The following is a 17704-nucleotide window of genomic DNA, read 5'->3' as shown; positions in this document are numbered from 1 at the left end:
GTATGGAATTTGAAAATAGGTGAATAAATATCAAACAAGCACACGTATAATCTAAAAATTCAAAAAAGCCTCACAGAGTGGGTGAAAGTGGTTTTTTGAGACGAATTAACCGTTTTTTTCCGATTATATGTTTGACAAAGTGCAAATGGGTAGTTAATAATAGTGGAGATTTCAATTTAAGTTTATGACGATTTTACCTCTGAAGGGGAGGAACAGCCTTATGTCCGATTACTTAGTGATCGTCGAATCCCCGGCTAAAGCAAAAACAATCGGTAAGTATTTAGGTAAAAAATATGCTGTAAAAGCTTCTATGGGACATGTTATTGACTTACCAAAAAGTCAGATGGGTGTAAATGTTGACGATAACTTTACTCCAAAGTACATTACCATCAGAGGAAAAGGGCCTGTTTTAAAAGAACTGAAAACAGCGGCAAAAAAAGCGAAAAAAATCTATCTCGCAGCCGACCCCGATAGAGAAGGGGAAGCCATTGCATGGCACCTAGCTCACAGCCTAAATATTGATGATAAATCAAAATGCCGTGTTGTTTTTAATGAAATTACAAAACAAGCAATTAAAGATTCGTTTAAAACACCTAGAACCATTAACATGGATTTGGTAGATGCCCAGCAAGCCAGACGAGTTCTCGATCGCCTCGTTGGTTACAATATTAGTCCTTTACTATGGAAGAAAGTAAAAAAAGGATTGAGTGCCGGTCGTGTACAAAGTGTTGCAGTTAAAATGATCATTGACCGTGAAAAGGAAATTGAGGCATTTGAGCCTGAAGAATACTGGTCAATTCAAGCGACGCTAAATAAAGGTGACGAATCATTTGAAGCGAAGTTTTACGGAGTCGATGGGAAAAAGACGGACCTGAAAACAAAAGAAGATGTAGAAGGTGTGCTCGGCAAATTGTCGGGAGACACGTTTACTGTTGACAAAGTTACGAAAAGAGAACGAAAACGAAACCCTGTTGTTCCATTCACGACTTCTTCATTACAACAGGAAGCTGCAAGGAAGTTGAATTTCAGAGCAAAGAAAACAATGATGCTTGCGCAACAGCTATATGAAGGAATCGATGTAGGTAAAGAAGGTACAGTAGGTTTGATTACCTATATGCGTACTGACTCTACTCGCGTATCTGAAACTGCTCAAAGCGAGACAAGAGACTACATTGAAGCCAATTATGGTAAAGAATACATTAATACAGACCGAAAGAAGTCGAAGCAGAGCGCAAACTCTCAAGATGCTCACGAAGCCATTCGTCCAACATCGGTTATGAAAGACCCAAAAAACGTGAAGCAGTACCTCTCAAGAGATCAGTACCGCTTGTATAAGTTGATATGGGATCGGCTTGTAGCAAGTCTGATGGCACCCGCTATAATGGACACGCTGAGTGTTGACCTTTCAAATAACGGGGTTATTTTCAGAGCTAACGGATCGAAAATGAAATTTCCAGGCTTTATGAAGGTTTACATTGAAGGTAACGATGACGGGAAAAAAGAAGAAGATCATTGGCTACCTGAATTGGAAAAAGGTGAGGAAGCGGGAGTAGACTCCATTGATCCAAACCAGCATTTCACCCAACCACCACCTCGTTATACAGAGGCTCGCCTTGTAAAAACAATGGAAGAGCTCGGAATTGGGCGCCCATCCACGTATGCACCGACGTTAGACACGATTCAACGAAGAGGCTACGTGGCACTCGAAGACAAACGCTTTGTACCAACGGAGCTTGGAACAATTGTCCTCGATTTGATTATTGAGTTTTTCCCGGAAATTCTAAATGTAGAGTTCACGGCGAAAATGGAGACTGATCTCGATTCAATTGAAGACGGCAAAGAGAATTGGGTCCACGTCATCGACCATTTCTATAAAGACTTTGAAAAGCGACTTCAAAAAGCAGAAGAAGAGATGAAAGAAGTCGAAATTAAAGATGAACCTGCAGGGGAAGATTGTGAAAAATGCGGACATGAGATGGTTTTTAAAATGGGCCGCTACGGAAAATTTATGGCTTGCTCTAACTTCCCTGAGTGCAGAAACACAAAGCCAATTGTAAAAGACGTAGGTGTAAAGTGTCCTACGTGTAAAGAAGGAAACATCGTTGAACGAAAGAGCAAGAAAAAACGAATTTTTTACGGATGCGATCGTTATCCGGAATGCGAGTTCATTTCGTGGGATAAACCGATCAACCGAACGTGTCCTAAATGTTCTAAAATGCTTGTTGAAAAGAAAACGAAAAAAGGAACAAACGTTCAATGTTCTGAGTGTGACTATAAAGAAGAACAAAATTAATGAAAAACAAGGGCCTCATTCGGCTCTTGTTTTTATTTTGGTTAAGAATTTAAAATCTCTCTTATGTGTGGATCATTTAATTTTATGTAAATCTCTACTTCATTCAGTTTGAGCATTTTGACCTCCTAAAGGTAGCGTTTAAAGATCTAGGCCTGTTTTCTTCTTGCATTTAAAGAAGTGATAAGGTATATTAGCAGGCGTGGATGGAAAGGAACAAGTAATAGCAGAAAGGTGCATTCGATACAACTGGACATACCTGGCTATTATTGAGGAGGATTAATATGACACAACATGTAAATGTAATTGGGGCAGGCCTTGCCGGTAGTGAAGCTGCATGGCAACTTGCGAAAAGAGGCGTAAAGGTACACCTATACGAAATGCGTCCCAAAAAACAGACGCCAGCCCACCATACAGATAAATTTGCAGAACTTGTTTGCAGTAACTCTCTTCGTGCGAACGGACTGGCAAACGCAGTTGGAATTTTAAAAGAAGAAATGCGTAACTTAGATTCTGTCATTATTCGATCAGCAGATGATTGTTCCGTACCAGCTGGAGGAGCACTCGCAGTCGATCGCCATGAATTTGCTCAGCTCGTAACAGAGAGAGTGAAAGGTCACGAAAATGTAACGGTCTTCTCAGAAGAAATGGAAAAAATTCCGGAAGGACCAACCATTATTGCGACAGGTCCGTTAACTTCCGAAAGTCTTTCAAACGAATTGAAAGCTTTAACAGGTGAAGAACACCTATATTTCTATGATGCTGCAGCACCAATTCTTGAGACGGACTCCATTGATATGGAAAAAGTATATTTGAAGTCTCGATATGATAAAGGAGAAGCAGCTTATTTGAACTGTCCGATGACAGAAGAAGAATTCGATCGCTTTTACGATGCACTCATCAATGCTGAGACCGTTCCTGTTAAAGATTTTGAAAAAGAAATGTTCTTTGAAGGTTGTATGCCAATCGAAGTGATGGCTAGGCGCGGTAAAAAAACCCTTCTTTTTGGACCGATGAAACCGGTTGGTCTTGAAGACCCGAAAACCGGGAAGCGTCCGTATGCAGTTGTTCAACTAAGACAAGATAACAGCTCAGGGACCCTTTATAACATTGTAGGTTTTCAGACACACATGAAATGGGGGCCTCAAAAAGAGGTGTTTTCATTAATCCCGGGACTTGAAAATGCAGAGATTGTTAGATACGGTGTGATGCACAGAAACACCTTTGTTAATTCACCAAATTTACTGCGAAAGACTTATCAGTATAAAGATCGAGATGATCTGTTCTTCGCAGGACAAATGACAGGAGTAGAAGGGTACGTGGAAAGTGCTGCTGCAGGATTGGTATCCGGTATTAATGCCGCCAATCTAGTATTAGGAAAAGAGCCGGTTATCTTTCCTGATGAAACAATGATTGGTGCGATGGCCAACTATATTACAACGGCCAACCCTGATAACTTTCAACCAATCAATGCGAACATGGGACTACTACCACCGTTTGAGAAAAGAATCAAAAACAAAAAAGAACGCTATGAAGCACACGGTGAGCGAGCATTGGCAACAATTCAGAATTTTGTGAAAAAAGTGTAAAGTTTATTGATAGAGCTACTAAATTGTGATACTATTTAGTAGCTCTTTGTGATTAATCACGCTAAAGCCTAGTATATCAAGCGTATGTCCATGTTAAATGCACAGTCAAGCTGGTATAGGTAATTGTGATTTTTCATATAGGGAACGTAGCCTAAACATAAGAACCGTGTAAAATGGAGTAGCCTTAAACGAAAGTTCTGGTGAATGTATAAATGAGCGAAGAATGGACGAAAACGTTTATACGATACTTACAAATAGAGAGAAATGCATCTGTTCATACAGTAGAGAACTACCGAAAAGACATTGATGACTTTATTCGATTTATGAAAGAGTACGAGCTCGACAGCTATGCCGATGTTTCATATGGAGAAGTAAGGGCATATTTATCTGTTTTGCATAAGCGGGAATATGCTAGGAAAACCGTTTCCAGAAAGGTCTCTGCCTTACGTTCGTTTTATCGCTACTTATTAAGGGAAGAGGCGGTAAAGGAGAATCCTTTTGTTTTGGCTTCCATTCCTAAAGGTGGTCATCGTTTGCCTACATTTCTCTATGAGGAGGAAGTAGAAGCGCTGTTTAAGCACATCGAAACCTCAGGTAGTCTCGGTGAGCGAAACAAAGCCATTATTGAATTGCTTTATGCAACAGGCATTCGAGTAAGTGAATGTGCAGGGGTGAACGTATCAGACTTGGACACGGAGCTTTCAACGTTACTAATAAGGGGAAAAGGAAATAAGGAGCGCTACGTTCCAGTAGGAAGCTTTGCGATGGAAGCAATTGAAACCTATATAAAATCTGGTCGTAAAGATATTATAAATGGAAAAGAAAATCCTGAAGCACTGTTTCTTAACTATAAAGGTGGAAGGCTGACAACAAAGAGTATTCGGACGATGCTTAAAAAAGTAGTAAATGATGCTTCCATGAGTGCTCGGATCAGTCCTCATGTGTTCAGACATTCGTTTGCGACACATATGTTAAATTCAGGGGCGGACCTTCGTTCAGTACAAGAGCTTTTGGGTCACAGCGGCCTAAGCTCTACACAAGTGTACACTCATGTAACGAAAGACCGACTGAAAGAAACATATCAACGATCACATCCTAGGGCGTAAGCTTTGTAAAGGAGAGTAAATATGGATCAGATTAGAGGAACAACAATATTCGCTGTTAAGCATAACGGTTCTCTCGCAATGGCAGGCGATGGCCAAGTCACGTTCGGTAATGCTGTCGTGATGAAGCATACTGCAAAAAAGGTACGCCGACTGTACCGTGGGAAAGTGGTAGCAGGGTTTGCCGGTTCTGTTGCTGATGCATTCACCCTTTATGAAAAATTCGAGAACAAACTTGAAGAATACAGTGGCAACCTTCAGCGTGCCGCTGTGGAATTGGCAAAAGAGTGGCGTAGCGATCGTGTGCTACGAAAGCTTGAAGCCATGTTAATTGTTATGGATCACGAAAACATCTACTTAATCGCAGGTACTGGTGAGGTCATCGAACCTGACGATGGTATTATTGCTATTGGATCAGGTGGAAACTATGCTTTAGCAGCTGGTCGAGCTTTGATAAAGCATGGGGAACATCTGTCTGCAAAGGAGCTTGCGAAGTCGGCTTTAGAAGTAGCAGCGGATATTTGTGTATACACGAACAGAGAAATCATTGTTGAAGAACTAACAAGCGAAGCTTAAAGATCAAGGGGGATAAACGTAATGAGTGAAGCCTATACACCAAGGCAAATTGTTGAAAAGCTTGACCAATATATTGTTGGACAGTCCCAGGCAAAGCGCTCAGTCGCAGTAGCCCTTCGCAACAGGTATCGTCGTTCGAAGTTGAATGAGAGCTTTAAAGAGGAAATCACACCGAAAAACATCTTAATGATCGGTCCTACTGGTGTGGGAAAAACAGAGATTGCGAGAAGACTGGCCAAGATCGTAGGCGCTCCTTTTGTAAAAGTGGAGGCTACCAAGTTTACTGAAGTTGGCTATGTTGGTCGTGATGTAGAATCGATGGTAAGAGACTTGGTTGAGACTGCTATTCGCATTGAGAAGGAACAAAAGATGGCAGATGTTAAAAAAGAAGCAGAGAAAAGTGCCAATGTAAGACTCGTGGAACTTCTTGTTCCGTCAAAAAAGAAAGAAAACAATTACAAAAATCCTTTTGAAATGATCTTTGGCGGAAATCAAGAGACCCCACAACAACAGCCTAACCAAGATCAAAAAGAAGAAGAGAGCATTAGAGATAAACGAAAACGCGTAGCACAACAACTTGCTATGGGCGAACTTGAAGATCACTATGTAACCGTTGAAGTTGATGAACAACAAGGGAACTTCATGGATATGTTTCAAGGGGCCGGCATGGAACAGATGGGCATGAATATGCAAGAGATGCTTGGAAACATGGTGCCGAAGAAAAAGAAAAAGCGAAAACTTACCGTCAAGGATGCACGTAAAGTTCTCACTGAAGATGAAGCACAAAAGTTGATTGATATGGATGAAGTAACGCAAGAGGCAGTGAACCGCGCAGAACAACTCGGCATGATCTTTATTGATGAAATTGATAAAGTAGCGGGAAAGAATCAACAGCAATCGGCAGATGTGTCTCGTGAAGGGGTACAAAGAGACATACTTCCAATTGTAGAGGGGTCTACCGTCATGACTAAGTATGGGCCTGTAAAGACAGATCACATGCTTTTCATCGCTGCTGGTGCGTTTCACTTTTCAAAGCCATCCGATTTAATTCCAGAATTACAAGGGCGCTTTCCTATTCGTGTCGAGTTGTCAAGCTTGACTGTAGATGACTTTGTGCGTATCCTAGTAGAGCCGGACAATGCACTTTTGAAGCAGTATCAAGCCTTAATGGAAACAGAAGGTATACACTTGAAATTTTCTGACGAAACTGTTTATAAGATTGCCACAATTGCCACTCGTGTAAATGAAGAAACAGAAAACATCGGTGCCAGACGTTTGCATACCATTTTAGAAAGACTTCTGGAGGATCTTTCATTTGAAGCTTCGGATATCAATCTAGAAGAAGTGGTTATTACACCTAAATACGTGGATGATAAACTACAAAATGTTGTTGAAAACCGCGACCTTAGTCAATATATTTTATAATCTCGGGAGGATTTGTAATGGATTTACTATCAAAAACAAGAAAAATTAATGAGTTACTACAAAAAACCGGAGGACAGCAAGTGAACTTTAAAGATGTTGCTGTTACTCTGCGTGATGTCATTGAAGCGAATACTTTTATTGTAAGTCGCCGTGGAAAGTTATTAGGATACGCAATTAAACAAGAGATTGAGAATGAGCGTATGAAGCAAATGCTTGAAGACAGACAATTTCCTGAAGAATATACAAGCGGTTTGTTTAAAGTTGAAGAAACCTCTTCAAATCTTGACATTAACAGTGAATTTACAGCTTTTCCAGTTGAAAACAAAGACTTGTTTGAAAACGGTCTAACAACCGTTGTTCCTATTCAAGGGGGAGGTCAACGTCTTGGAACACTTATCCTAGCAAGATTATCCGATTCCTTTGATGATGATGATCTTCTACTTGCAGAGTATGGTGCAACAGTAGTAGGGATGGAAATTCTTCATGAAAAGACTGAAGAAATTGAGCAAGAAGCAAGATCCAAAGCTGTTGTACAAATGGCGATTAGCTCCCTTTCTTACAGTGAGCTCGAAGCAGTAGAACATATCTTCGACGAGCTTGAAGGTAATGAGGGGTTGCTTGTTGCAAGTAAAATAGCCGACCGTGTTGGGATTACACGCTCTGTAATTGTTAACGCTTTGCGTAAATTGGAAAGTGCCGGCGTTATTGAATCTCGTTCCCTTGGTATGAAAGGAACGTATATTAAAGTGTTAAACGACAAGTTCTTGCTAGAGCTTGATAAATTAAAAAACAGCTAGGTGAGTTACCCAGGCCCCATTCAAATTGTGAATGGGGCCAATTTTTTGTTTTCGTCAAGGAATATACTTTTCACGTAGGATAACGACTCAACATCCTCCCGCTTTAACCAGATAATCATACAAACGTCCTTTCTTATTAATTGAATGTAATGGATAATGGTTTTTTGTCTGAAAGACGATTGATCCGCCAACTGAAGTAAAGCTCGTAAATAATGGACTAAAGGAAGGAGGAAGAAACGCATTAGGCCTCTCTGAGTAGTAAAGCTAATCAGTATATTCAGACATATAAAAGTGATGGTACGAAAGACTCACTCGAGATAAGAGGTCCATTCGGTCACACAGAGAAGAAAGGGAAGGGTATCAAGGATTTATGAGTATAATTTCATAAATATCTCGAATTAGGTCTTTTTGATTGACATGGTACCAATTTTCATCAAAGTTAGACAATGTCCTCATATTTATATAAAATACGACTAGATAGAGGAATTTTTTCACTTTAAAAAGAAGATTTTACACAGATGGGGAGTACCGTTATATGGAATTGTTCAATAATTCGACAAATACACTGTTGCAGTCCGCGCTTAATGCCTCGGTGACCCGCCAACATACGATTTCCAACAACATTGCAAATGTAGATACACCAAACTATAAAGCAAAAAAAACGGTCTTTTCCCACGAGCTAGAAAAGGCAGTTAGCAACAGGAGTATGGAAGCGAATCGAACGGATGTGAGGCATTTCACTTTTAATGAATCTTCCTCGTTAGATGCTAAAATAATTAACCGCACAAACACTTCTTACAACCATAATGGAAATAATGTAGACGTAGATCTAGAAATGTCTGATATGGCAAAAAATCAAATTTACTATAATGCACTTATCGATCGAATGAATGGAAGATTCAACTCTATTCAGACTGTGCTTGGTCAAGGGAGGTAACTGACGTGTTTCAAGGAATAAATACTTCTGCTTCGGCATTAACATCTCAACGACTAAGGATGGATGTCGTCTCGTCTAATATGGCAAATGCAGAGTCTACTAGAGGTAGGCTGGTGGATGGAGAGTGGGAACCTTATCGGAGGAAGATGGTTGTTATGGAACCTAACCAAACGTTTAAGGGGCATTTAAACCGTGCACAAGAAGAACAGAGGGGAAACGGAGTAAAGGTTAGTCGAATTGTTGAAGATCAGACTCCTTTTAAACTGTTCTATCAACCTACGCATCCGGACGCTGATGACAACGGATTTGTTCAACTACCGAATGTAGATCCTTTAAAGGAAATGGTCGATATGATGAGTGCTAGTAGGTCGTATGAAGCAAATATAACAGCACTAGATGCTCACAAAAATATGCTATTGAAAGCATTGGAGATTGGAAAGTAGCTTATGTAGATGTTCAACAAAAAGGAGAATCATAATGGAATCAATACAATCAATACATAGTCCATCCACAATAATGAAGCCGACCATGTCCAACATGAGTTCCAGACCTGGTTATGTGGCCAAAGAAGCATTTTCAGGGTGGTTAAATCAGGCAATAGAAGATGTAAATCACAAACAAATTGCATCTGCAAAAGCAACAGAAAAGATGGCAAGAGGTGAGAATATTGACCTTCACGAGGTCATGATCACGTCACAAAAAGCAAGTGTCGCTCTCAAGACAACTGTTGAAGTTAGAAATAAAGCCATTGAAGCCTATCAAGAAATTATGCGAATGCAAGTTTAGTATATTTTTCGTATGTAATTCATTTTTTTGGGTGTCTTTGTAGTATATATCGGCAAAAAAAATGAGAATTCAATACTAAGTTTATTTTTTTAGAACGTGTTCTCATAAACAATACTTTCTAACGGACTGCAATCGTGAGAAGAAAGGCGAGCCCTTCATGACGAGCGTTTATATCATGGATGATTCATCCTATCTTCTAAATTTACAATCATTGATTACAAATAGTGTGAGATAGAAAAAGATGTACTTAATGTTTTTTTAGGAGGAACCATGAACGAAACTTTAACAACTTACAAAAGAAAGACAATTGAATTTTGGCAATCAAGGACATCCAAACAAAAAGGGTTACTCGTTGGTTCCGTTATCCTTGTCCTTTTTATAATTGTTCTACTGTCTTGGTTCGGTTCGAGAACCTATTATGTACCTCTTTACACGAACTTAACAGCACAAGAAACAGGAGAAATTAAAGCAACGTTGGATGCAAGGGGCATAGTGTCGGAAGTAGCGGAAAATGGAACGCAAATTCGAGTACCGGAAAGCGTTGTCGACAACTTGAAGGTAGAACTGGCAGCAGAAGGATTACCGCGGAGCGGAAGTATTGACTATAGTTCTTTTCAAGAGAATATGGGTTTTGGAACGACTGATAAAGAGTTCAATGTATTAGAACGGGGATTAATCCAAACAGAGTTGGAAAAGTTGATAAGATCCGTCGATGGTGTTCAAGGTGCTCAGGTCATGGTTACGCTACCTGAAGATTCAATTTGGCTTTCAGATGAGCAAGGGACTGCATCAGCATCGATTGTGTTGAGTTTATCTCCTGGAGCATCAATGGACCAGAGTAAAGTGAAGCCGCTGTTTCACTTAGTGTCTAAAAGCATACCGAACCTTCCTGTTGAAAATATTGTCATCATGGATCAAATGTTCAATCATTTTGAATACGCTGACCATTCGGTCACAGACTCAACCCTTTCAGTGTATGAGCAACATCGTTCCATTCAAAAAGACATTGAACGGGACATCCAACGACAACTCCAACAAATGTTAGGCACAATGGTTGGACCAGATAAGGTCCTTGTAACGGTTTCTACTGACATTGATTTCACTAAAGAGAACAGAGAAGAGCAACTCGTTACACCTGTGGATGAGGAAAACATGGAAGGAATTGCTGTTAGCGTAGAGAGAATTACAGAAACCTACTCCGGTGAGGAACTACCAGATGGTGGGATTCCTGGTACAGGAGAGGATGATATTCCTGGTTTCCCAGCGGTCACAGGGTCTGGAAACGGCGATTATGAACTCATTGAAGAAAGAATTAATAACGATGTTAACCGAATTAAGAGGGAAATCGTTGAAAGTCCATATCAAGTAATGGATCTAGGCATTCAGGTCATGGTCGAACCTCCTGATCCGGAAGATCTCACTTCGTTACCTCAAGAAAGGCTTGAAGACATAGAAGAAGTACTAATGCGCGTGGTACGAACGTCCATCTCCAACGACGTATTAGCTAGTTGGGAAGATACGGATATAAGAGATCGAATTTTCGTTACAGCGCAGCCGTTCATTGGAAAGCAAGCCGTCAGTCAGCAACCTGAGAACACACCTTTTAACTGGGGATACGCCATAGCAGGTGCCTTAGGATTAGCCGTTCTTCTTCTACTGTTCCTTTTACTACGTAAATCCAAACCTCAAGATGTTAGTAATGAAACACGTGAAGAGCAACAAGAGAGCGTAAGGTATGATATTCCGGATGTAAATCAAGAAAGAGATTCCGAAGAAAAGGCGCGCCGCAGACAGCTTGAGAAGATGGCTAAAGAGAAGCCTGAAGAATTTTCGAAACTTGTTCGCACGTGGCTATCAGAGGATTAGGAGGAAACAGCATGGCGAAAAGAAAAACGTTATCAGGAAAAGAGAAAGCAGCTGTTTTACTTATTTCTCTTGGTCCGGATGTTTCTGCTCAAGTGTATAAACACCTCACAGAAGAAGAGATCGAAAAGCTTACACTTGAAATTGCAGGTGTGAGAAGAGTAACTCCTGACATAAAAGAGGAAGTACTTAGTCAGTTTCATCAATTAGCTATGGCTCAAGACTACATATCTCAAGGTGGAATTAGTTACGCAAAAGACGTTTTGGAAAAAGCGCTCGGTGAGGAAGAAGCCATGTCCATTATCAATCGTCTTACGTCAACCCTTCAAGTAAGGCCTTTCGACTTTGCGAGGAAAGCGGATGCTTCTCAAATTTTGAATTTCATTCAAGGTGAGCACCCTCAGACCATTGCGTTAATTCTTTCCTATCTTGATAGTGAGCAGTCTGGACAAATATTGTCATCTCTCCCACAAGATGTTCAAGCTGATGTTGCTCGTCGAATCGCAACGATGCAAGGGACCACCCCTGAGATTATCAGTGAAGTAGAAACGATACTCGAAAAAAAGCTATCTGCTACCGTAACACAAGATTACACACAAGCAGGGGGAATCGAGTCGGTTGTAGAGGTGTTAAACAGCGTAGACCGAGCTACAGAACGAACCATTTTGGACAGTTTGGAAACAAGAGACCCAGAATTGGCAGAAGAAATCAAGAAACGAATGTTTGTGTTTGAAGATATCGTGACCCTTGATAACCGTTCTATTCAACGTGTGATTCGTGATGTTGAAAATGAAGACCTACAACTTGCGTTAAAGGTTGCTTCTGAAGAAGTGAAAAATATGCTCTATGGAAATATGTCACAAAGAATGGCAGAGACATTTAAAGAAGAGATGGAGTTTATGGGGCCGGTTAGACTTAAGGATGTTGAAGAAGCCCAATCAAGGATCGTATCTGTCATAAGAAGGCTTGAAGAAACTGGTGAAATCGTCATTGCCCGTGGTGGGGGAGATGATGTGATTGTCTAAGCTAATCAAGTCATCTTTTACAAAGACACTGACGAAAGAGTCCATTGTAGAAATAAAATCCTCATTACCACAAACGGATACCTCCATCTCACCTAACTTCAAGGAAGAAGAAAAAGAACAAGAGATAAAAGAAGATGTAATTTATTATCTTTCCGATGCAAAGCGAGAAGCACAAAAGGTGATCGACGAGGCTAATCGATATAAAGAACAAGTGGCTCTGGAAATGGAAGAAGCGAAATCGAATGCTTTAGCAAAAGCGAATCTTCAGTATGAAACGAGTAAGAAACAAGGCTTTGAAGATGGGTACTCAAAAGGAAAAGAAGAAGGCTTCTCTTCTTGCAAAGAGGAAATTCAACGAGCTAGGTCGATCGTTACACTAGCACAAAACGAGTATGAAAAGACTTTAGAGAATGCTTACCCGCAAATATTGGAGATCGGTTTAACCGTTGCAAAGAAAATTATTGGTGTTGAACTTGAGGAAAATGAAGTTTGGAAAAATATTGTTTCCAATGCAATAGAAGAAGTAAAAGAACAAGATGAGATTATCATTTGTGTACACCCAAATCGTTATGAAGAAACGTTGAGGCATAAAGAAGAGCTAGAAAAAATGACTGCGCACACGCACAAAATGATGATATACCCAGATATTACTCTACCTTCTAATGGCTGTACCATTGAGACCCCATACGGCAAGATGGAAGCGGGGGTTGGTAGTCAACTAAAAGAATTAAAAGAGCAGTTATTGGAGTTGGAAAGACAAGGTGAATGTAATGGAAGTCAATCACATCCTGAATGAAATCCCGAAGCTTACTTCTTTCAAGTGGTATGGAAAAGTAACTCAAGTGGTAGGCTTATTGATTGAAGCGAGGGGGCCGCAAGCTTCCATCGGTAAACTGTGTTACATAAGTACCGAAAAAAAGCCATCCAAAAAAATTATGGCTGAAGTAGTCGGATTTAAAGATGGGAAAGTACTTTTAATGCCATTCGATACCCTGCAAGATATTGCTCCAGGAAGTTTGGTTGAGTCTACTCGAAATCCACTACGAATCAATGTCGGTACCGATTTAATCGGCAAAGTAGTAGATGGAATCGGAAGACCTCTACAGGGGATGGATAGTGGCAAAGGTTCGATCCCGTATCCTACTGACAATGCACCACCTAACCCAATGGAGAGACCACGTATCTCTTCTCCACTAAACCTTGGGATCAGGGCTGTTGACAGCTTGTTTACTGTAGGAAAAGGACAGAGAATGGGCATCTTTGCTGGAAGCGGTGTAGGTAAAAGTACCATGATGGCCATGATTGCAAAAAACTCGGATGCAGATGTGAACGTGATCGCTCTTATTGGGGAGAGAGGCCGTGAAGTAAAAGAGTTTATTGAACGTGATCTTGGTGAGGAAGGATTAAAAAAGACGATTGTAGTCGTTGCAACTTCAGATCAACCCGCCCTAATGAGGATCAAAGGTGCGATGACCGCAACAGCCATTGCGGAATACTTTAGAGACCTGGGTATGAATGTCACGTTAATGATGGACAGTGTTACGAGAGTAGCCATGGCTCAAAGAGAAATCGGGCTTGCAGTTGGAGAACCACCAACAACAAAAGGGTATACCCCGAGTGTATTTGCCATCCTCCCACGATTATTGGAGAGAAGTGGCACAAACAAGTTTGGTAGCATTACTGCCTTTTATACGGTTTTAGTTGATGGGGACGATTTGTCAGAACCTGTTGCCGATGCCGTAAGAGGGATCTTGGATGGTCATCTTGTACTCGATCGTAAGCTTGCAAATAAAGGTCAGTTTCCTGCTGTTAATGTTTTAAAAAGCGTCAGCCGAGTGATGAAAGATATCGTAGCCAAAGATCATATTCAGGCAGCAGATAAAATCCGCAATCTTATATCCATCTATGAAGAATCAGAAGACTTAATTACGATCGGTGCTTATAAAAATGGATCTAATAAAGATGTGGATGAAGCCATTCGTTTACAACCACAAATTATTAGCTTTTTAAAACAGGGAAACGAAGAGGAAGTATCATTTCAAGAATCGATAGATCAACTAAAGAAAACGGTCGGAAAGGTGTGAGTGAAATGACTTTTGCTTTCTCATTACAGAAGATTCTTGAATTAAAAGAACATGATAAGAGAGTAGCCGATGAAGCTTGCACCCAAGCAACGAGAGAGTTCGAAGTCATAGCTACAAACCTTTACCATTTGCTAAAACAAAAAGAAGAGCTTCAAGATGCTTATGAAACCGCAATGTCAAAAGGAATATCTATTCATCAAATTCAGCTTTACCATTCAAGCATGGAAGATGTGGAAAAAAAGATCCATGTCAGCCAAAGAGATACTCAGTTTGCAAGAACAAAGATGCATTCCACTGAGCATCAGCTAACCCAACGGGCATTGGATGTAAAGAAATATGAAAAAGTGAAAGAAAAAAGAAAAGCAGATTACGATAAATGGCAAAAAGAAAAAGATCAAAAGACCATGGATGAGATGGCGGTACAGTCGTTTTCATTTAAGTAAAGAAACAGGGTGAATGAGTTGGAGAATGGGCAATCGAATAAAATGCAAGTGATAATCATGCTCGTCCTAATCCCAGTACTTTTTCTTATAATCGTTACGTTAGTTGTTTTTTGGTTCGTCAATGATGACTTTAAACAATCCGTTAAACAGACAGGGAGTGCGCTACCGGTTTTGAGCTCGTTTATTGAAGGAGAAGATCAGATTGCAAGAGAGAATTTGGAAGAACGAATTCAAGAGCTTGAAGCAGAAAATGCACAAAGTCTAAGAACGATTGAAACAATGGAGTTCACAATTGGAGAACTTGAAGAAGAGATTCTACGTATAGAATCGGAAGAGGACGACGATGTTGATGTTGATTCAATTTCTGATAGTCAAGATGAGAAGAGTGACTTAAGTGAAATTGTTCGAACCCTGGAGAACATGACAGCATCCAAAGCTGCAGCCATCATGTCCGAGATCGATCAAGATGAAGCTGTGATTTATTTGAAGGTAATGAGAACATCCAATCGTTCAAATATTTTAGCGAGAATGAATCCAGAGGAAGCGGCGCAGTTAGTTAGCCTAATGAAAAATTAATAGTGTAAAAGAAACGAAGGGAGGTGTAAATGTGAACACACAAGTAGCGTCCGCTATGCCTTTAACTATGTTAAGCGTATTACATGGATCACCTGATCACAAATTATCTAAAAGTACCTTTCACGAAACCTTGAACAAGTTATTGGACCCACCCATTGATAATAATCAACGTTTTAAAATAGAGAATGACAATTCCTATGAGCAAAGCCCTTTAGATGAATTAATAAACGTGTTGATGCTTGAAGAGGACGAGGTGATTCATAAGGATGTTTTACTTTTAGAAGAACTCATTCATGTATTATCTTCTTTACCCGATTCCCTTAATGCCGTTGAGGAGGTTAGTGACGAAAGCTTAACGTTTAGTTCTCTTGAAAAGAAAGAATGGCCACCAGAAGTTAAATTGGCTGTCCTTCTTGCACACGCGCTAATCGCACCGAAAGATCACCAACCACCGGATCTGCGTACCGCCCAAGATGACATAACGGGAAATGAGAATGAGAAATTCCATGAAGATACGATCCTAAACACTTCCGAAGTTCAGCGGAATACGTATCAGGGTCAATTAGTATCTGTTCTAAATAAAGTCATGGAGCAATCTCCTGAGTTAATGAGTGCATTTAAAGAAATAAAAGAACCAAGTTCGCTAGGGGCGGCTTTATCTGAATTATTAAAACGGCTTTTAGTGGTAACGAGTCAAGGGACTCGTATGGAAGACAAAAGTGAAACGAACATTTCAAAGGATCAAAAAAACCAAAGGCAATTTGATGAAACACTTAAAATGGCTTTTACAAGACATGTGGACCCAATAAGGGTACAAAGCCCTTCAGCAATGTTGAGATTGGACCATTTAACTCAACCTATGACTTTGGTTGTACAACAAGCGATCCATTTAGGTGAAAAAAATCAGACATCAGAACAGTTTAATCGGTTTTTGCACCAATTTGAAACAGCAATCGCGAACCGATCTTTTGTTCAACACGGGCAAGGTCTTCAACAATTGACGATTAAACTCTATCCCGAGCACCTAGGAAGACTTGATGTCACCCTTTCAAGGGTAAATGGAGTGATGGCGGCCACCATCATGGCGTCTACATCAGCTGCAAGAGAGCTAATCGATTCACAAGTTCAACACTTAAGGCAAGCTTTTGCTTCACAACACATTGCCGTTGACAAAATTGAAATCACATCTCAGCAAGGATACAAAGAAAAGCAAGATGATCGAGAAGAACATAAGGACGAACCATCTGTTCATGAGGAACAAAATGAAAAGGCCGGTGGCGAGTTTGAACATGTTTTAAATGCATTTATTAATGAGAAAATTTGAGGTGATATTTTGATTAACTCTGCTACCGAAAGTCTTTATTTGGAAGATTATAAAGCTCGAAATTCAAATAAACGAACAGACGATTTGGATAAAGATGCCTTTTTGAAGATTCTCATCACGCAACTGCAAAATCAAGATCCCCTAAATCCCATGGAAGACAAAGAATTTATTGCGCAAATGGCCCAGTTCTCCACATTGGAGCAAATGGCAAACATCTCTTCCACGTTGGATAAGTTAGTAAGTGCACCTGATCAACAATCATTCACAAGTTACGGTGACATGATTGGTAAAAAGGTAGAATGGGAGAAAAAACAAACCGATGAAGCAGGTGATAATATCGGTATTGTACAAAGTGGTGTTGTAACCCAGGTTTCGTTTAAGGAAGGTAAAACAACGTTTATTGTTGATGACAAACACCATCTCTCTAAAAAAGAGATTATGAGTATTTCCAATCCGTAAAAGTACTTGTATAAAGGAGGACTGACTATGAATAAAGTCACTTCTCATCATCTGTATAAGCCAATGCCGTTGCCCACATTAAAAAGCAAATCGCCAAAGGAATCGTTTCAATCTGTCTTAAACGAGTCACTTCATCCATCCATAAAAATAAGTAAACATGCAGAAAAAAGAATGGACGAGCGAAATATTTCCTTTACTCACAGGACTTGGGCTGAAATTGAAGCCAAGCTATCAGAAGCAAAAACAAAAGGCGTTAGCGAGAGTCTTATTCTTACGAAAAATGCTGCACTCATCGCAAGTGCAAAAAATGAAACGATTATCACTGCTATGAATCGGCAAGAAGCATCTTCTCAGCTTTTTACAGGAATAGATGGGGCAATTATTATTGATCACTAATGGCTGGACCGAAAGGAAGCCAATGACCGCC

General features: G+C 40.2%; 18 protein-coding genes. All 18 read left to right on the top strand.

What is annotated here, in order from left to right:
- Nucleotides 1-220: 220 nt before the first annotated feature.
- The 18 genes from topA to G476_RS0109515 all read left to right on the top strand — a co-directional run bounded on the left by topA (nt 221) and on the right by G476_RS0109515 (nt 17673).
- On the top strand, nt 221-2293 hold the full coding sequence (topA, locus tag G476_RS0109600; RefSeq protein ID WP_026689912.1) for a type I DNA topoisomerase: 2073 nt from the start codon (nt 221-223) through the stop codon (nt 2291-2293).
- Between the two features lie 275 nt (nt 2294-2568).
- Entirely contained in the window at nt 2569-3879 is a 1311-nt protein-coding gene (gene trmFO, locus G476_RS0109595; protein ID WP_035186834.1) for an FADH(2)-oxidizing methylenetetrahydrofolate--tRNA-(uracil(54)-C(5))-methyltransferase TrmFO, read from the top strand.
- A gap of 212 nt (nt 3880-4091) precedes the next feature.
- Nucleotides 4092-4985 (top strand): tyrosine recombinase XerC, encoded by an 894-nt coding sequence (gene xerC, locus G476_RS0109590; protein WP_026689910.1) that lies wholly within the window; start codon nt 4092-4094, stop codon nt 4983-4985.
- Between the two features lie 21 nt (nt 4986-5006).
- Entirely contained in the window at nt 5007-5558 is a 552-nt protein-coding gene (gene hslV, locus G476_RS0109585) for an ATP-dependent protease subunit HslV (protein ID WP_026689909.1), read from the top strand.
- A gap of 21 nt (nt 5559-5579) precedes the next feature.
- Nucleotides 5580-6983 (top strand): ATP-dependent protease ATPase subunit HslU, encoded by a 1404-nt coding sequence (gene hslU, locus G476_RS0109580; protein ID WP_026689908.1) that lies wholly within the window; start codon nt 5580-5582, stop codon nt 6981-6983.
- Between the two features lie 17 nt (nt 6984-7000).
- Complete coding sequence (gene codY, locus G476_RS0109575) at nt 7001-7780, top strand: GTP-sensing pleiotropic transcriptional regulator CodY (protein ID WP_026689907.1); 780 nt, start codon at nt 7001-7003, stop codon at nt 7778-7780.
- A gap of 535 nt (nt 7781-8315) precedes the next feature.
- On the top strand, nt 8316-8717 hold the full coding sequence (gene flgB, locus G476_RS0109570) for a flagellar basal body rod protein FlgB (protein WP_026689906.1): 402 nt from the start codon (nt 8316-8318) through the stop codon (nt 8715-8717).
- A 5-nt stretch (nt 8718-8722) separates the two neighbouring features.
- Complete coding sequence (gene flgC / locus G476_RS0109565; protein WP_026689905.1) at nt 8723-9160, top strand: flagellar basal body rod protein FlgC; 438 nt, start codon at nt 8723-8725, stop codon at nt 9158-9160.
- Nucleotides 9161-9194: 34 nt separating this feature from the next.
- Nucleotides 9195-9503 carry a flagellar hook-basal body complex protein FliE gene (fliE, locus tag G476_RS0109560; protein WP_035186350.1) on the top strand — a complete coding sequence of 103 codons (309 nt, stop codon included), beginning with the start codon at nt 9195-9197 and terminating at the stop codon, nt 9501-9503.
- 270 nt (nt 9504-9773) lie between these two features.
- Complete coding sequence (gene fliF / locus G476_RS0109555) at nt 9774-11369, top strand: flagellar basal-body MS-ring/collar protein FliF (RefSeq protein WP_026689903.1); 1596 nt, start codon at nt 9774-9776, stop codon at nt 11367-11369.
- Between the two features lie 11 nt (nt 11370-11380).
- A complete protein-coding gene (gene fliG, locus G476_RS0109550; protein WP_026689902.1) occupies nt 11381-12391 on the top strand; it encodes a flagellar motor switch protein FliG in 1011 nt (336 codons plus the stop codon).
- Nucleotides 12384-13187, top strand: a complete 804-nt coding sequence (gene fliH / locus G476_RS0109545; protein ID WP_026689901.1) for a flagellar assembly protein FliH — start codon at nt 12384-12386, stop codon at nt 13185-13187. The genes fliG and fliH overlap by 8 nt, the downstream gene beginning before the upstream one ends.
- Nucleotides 13162-14475 (top strand): flagellar protein export ATPase FliI, encoded by a 1314-nt coding sequence (gene fliI / locus G476_RS0109540; RefSeq protein WP_026689900.1) that lies wholly within the window; start codon nt 13162-13164, stop codon nt 14473-14475. Before fliH ends, fliI begins: the two co-directional genes overlap by 26 nt.
- Before the next feature lie 5 nt (nt 14476-14480).
- The gene (gene fliJ, locus G476_RS0109535) at nt 14481-14918 is read left to right on the top strand and encodes a flagellar export protein FliJ (RefSeq protein WP_026689899.1); all 438 of its coding nucleotides are present in this window, start codon (nt 14481-14483) and stop codon (nt 14916-14918) included.
- Between the two features lie 18 nt (nt 14919-14936).
- A complete protein-coding gene (locus tag G476_RS0109530; RefSeq protein WP_035186348.1) occupies nt 14937-15494 on the top strand; it encodes a magnesium transporter MgtE N-terminal domain-containing protein in 558 nt (185 codons plus the stop codon).
- A gap of 31 nt (nt 15495-15525) precedes the next feature.
- A complete protein-coding gene (locus G476_RS0109525; protein ID WP_026689897.1) occupies nt 15526-16818 on the top strand; it encodes a flagellar hook-length control protein FliK in 1293 nt (430 codons plus the stop codon).
- 9 nt (nt 16819-16827) lie between these two features.
- On the top strand, nt 16828-17277 hold the full coding sequence (gene flgD, locus G476_RS0109520) for a flagellar hook assembly protein FlgD (protein WP_026689896.1): 450 nt from the start codon (nt 16828-16830) through the stop codon (nt 17275-17277).
- Between the two features lie 27 nt (nt 17278-17304).
- Nucleotides 17305-17673, top strand: coding sequence for a TIGR02530 family flagellar biosynthesis protein (locus tag G476_RS0109515; protein WP_026689895.1), 369 nt, complete (start codon nt 17305-17307; stop codon nt 17671-17673).
- The last annotated feature ends 31 nt before the right edge of the window (nt 17674-17704 follow it).

The organism is Alteribacter aurantiacus DSM 18675 (genome assembly GCF_000429705.1).
In the GTDB taxonomy this organism is placed as follows: Bacteria; Bacillota; Bacilli; order Bacillales; family Salisediminibacteriaceae; genus Alteribacter; species Alteribacter aurantiacus.
Note: the sequence above shows the minus strand (reverse complement) of the source record. Positions and strands in the feature narration are given on the sequence as shown.